The organism is Streptomyces sp. PA03-6a, assembly GCF_033792765.1.
Classification (GTDB): domain Bacteria; phylum Actinomycetota; class Actinomycetes; order Streptomycetales; family Streptomycetaceae; genus Actinacidiphila.
The window spans coordinates 1-2,039 of record NZ_JARAVK010000527.1 but is presented as its reverse complement, the minus strand read 5'-3'; the positions used below and the strand labels follow the sequence as shown (position 1 = coordinate 2,039).

At 74.6% G+C, this 2,039-nt stretch carries 3 protein-coding genes; 2 read left to right on the top strand and 1 reads right to left on the bottom strand.

Annotated features, from left to right (window positions below; translation table 11 throughout):
* Positions 1-616: phosphotransferase (locus PV350_RS46355; protein WP_500339281.1), on the top strand; the 616-nt coding region annotated here is incomplete at its 5' end.
* Between the two features lie 75 nt (positions 617-691).
* On the top strand, positions 692-1,411 hold the full coding sequence (locus PV350_RS46350; protein ID WP_499512318.1) for a vWA domain-containing protein: 720 nt from the start codon (positions 692-694) through the stop codon (positions 1,409-1,411).
* On the opposite strand, the gene PV350_RS46345 is transcribed toward PV350_RS46350, so the two are convergent.
* Positions 1,398-1,994, bottom strand: coding sequence for a hypothetical protein (locus PV350_RS46345; RefSeq protein ID WP_500339280.1), 597 nt, complete (start codon positions 1,992-1,994; stop codon positions 1,398-1,400). The two genes, PV350_RS46350 and PV350_RS46345, sit on opposite strands and share 14 nt — an antisense overlap.
* Positions 1,995-2,039: the final 45 nt, after the last annotated feature.

The following is a 2,039-nucleotide window of genomic DNA, read 5'->3' as shown; positions in this document are numbered from 1 at the left end:
AATGTTTTTTAGTGTGTTCGCCAAGTGGGCGCCGGCGGGCTCGGGGCTGGATCTGGCGGCCGAGGCGGAGCGTCTGGAGTGGGCGGGCTGCTTCACGCCCGTGCCGCCCGTCCTGGAGCACGGGGCGGACGGGGACGGGGCCTGGCTGGTGACGCGCGGGCTGCCCGGGGAGAGTGCCGTCAGCCCGCGCTGGACGGCGGATCCCGGCACCGCGGTGCGTGCGCTGGGCGCCGGGCTGCGTGCGTTGCACGAGCGGCTGCCCGTGGACCGCTGCCCGTACGACTGGTCCGTCGGCACCCGGCTGGAACGCGCCCGGCGGTCGGGCAGGGACGTGCCGGGGGACCTGCCGCCGGCGCCGCCCGTCGAGCGGCTCGTGGTGTGCCACGGCGACCCCTGCGCGCCCAACACGCTGCTGGGGGACGACGGGACCTGGTCGGGCCACGTCGACATGGGCGCCCTCGGGGTGGCCGACCGCTGGGCCGATCTGGCCGTCGCCACCTGGAGCACCGAGTGGAACTACGGCCCCGGCTGGGAGGACGCGCTCCTGGACGCGTACGGCATCGCCCCCGACCCGGAGCGGACCGCCTTCTACCGGCGGCTGTGGAGCGTCACCTGACCGGTGACCCCGGGCGGGCGGAGGTGGCACGATCGGGGAGGAAGCGGAAGCGCGAGCGTGAGGGGGCGGGGCGCGATGGCCATCGGTCTGGAGAAGGTGCAGGCGGCGGCGCCCGGGCTGGTGAGCCTGTACAAGGGTGCCCGGGTGTCGCTGGAGAAGGCCGGGGTCGCGGGGGAACGGGCCGCGGTGTACCTGGTGCTGGACCGGTCCGGCAGCATGCGGCGGCACTACCGGGACGGCACGGTGCAGCGGCTGGCCGAGCAGGCCCTGGGGCTCGCGGCGAACCTCGACGACGACGGGGTCGTGCCGGTCGTCTTCTTCTCCACCGAGGTGGACGGCGTCGCCGAGATCGGCCTCGACGGCTACGAGGGGCGGATCAACGCGCTCCACGACAGCTACGGCCACATGGGCCGCACCAACTACCACCTGGCGATGCAGGCGGTGATCGACCACTACCGGGCGTCCGGCGCGACGCAGCCCGCGTTCGTCATCTTCCAGACGGACGGCGGCCCTTCCTCACGCACGGCCGCCGAGCGGCTGCTGTGCTCCGCGGCCGGGTTGCCGCTCTTCTGGCAGTTCGTCGGCTTCGGGGACCCGGAGGGCAAGGACTTCGACTTCCTGCGCAAGCTGGACGAACTCCCGGTGCCCGCCAAGCGGGTGGTGGACAACGCCGGTTTCCACGCCGCCGGGGAGGAGCCCGCGGCGGCGTCGGACGCCGAGCTGTACGCGGCACTGATGGAGGAGTTCCCGCAGTGGCTGGCGGCGGCGCGGGCGGCGGGCGTCATCCGGGGCTGACGGTCACCTCGGCGGGACCGGCGGTGGGACCGGCGGTGGGACCGGCGGTGGGTGCGGCGGCCGCGTCGACGAGGCGGTCGAGTTCGGCGGCCGACCCGGGTGCGAGCCGGTAGACGCCCTGGAGGCCGACCGACCGCATCAGACGGCCGTCCTCGACGAACCGCAGCCGGCGTTCGGCGCGGCGCGAGCGGTAGGTGAGCCGTTCCAGCAGCTCGCCGGGGACGGTGGTGCCGAAGTCGAGCGGGGTGCCGGGCGGGCCGAGAAGCACCTCGGACACGCAACCGCCCTCCAGCGGCGACCAGTCGGGCAGCTTCGCCAGCTCGTCCGCGGCCTCCTCGTACGGGATGATCCGCGCCACCTCCAGGCGGCCCAGCACATGGAGCCTGGTCCGGTGGACGCGCAGCGGGAAGACGCGGTCGCCGGGCCGTACGCCCGCGAGCCGGAAGCTGGGCAGGGACTGGTGCGGGCCGCCGAACAGGACGCGGAGCGGGCGTCCGGCGTAGCCGTCGTGCGTCAGCCGGCGGCAGAGGTCGTTGGTCCACAACGTCGTGAAGGACTGCGGGGCGTCGGACGGTTGCGACATGGCGGCCACCGTAGGGGGCGGGACCGACAACGGCCGCGAGGGGGC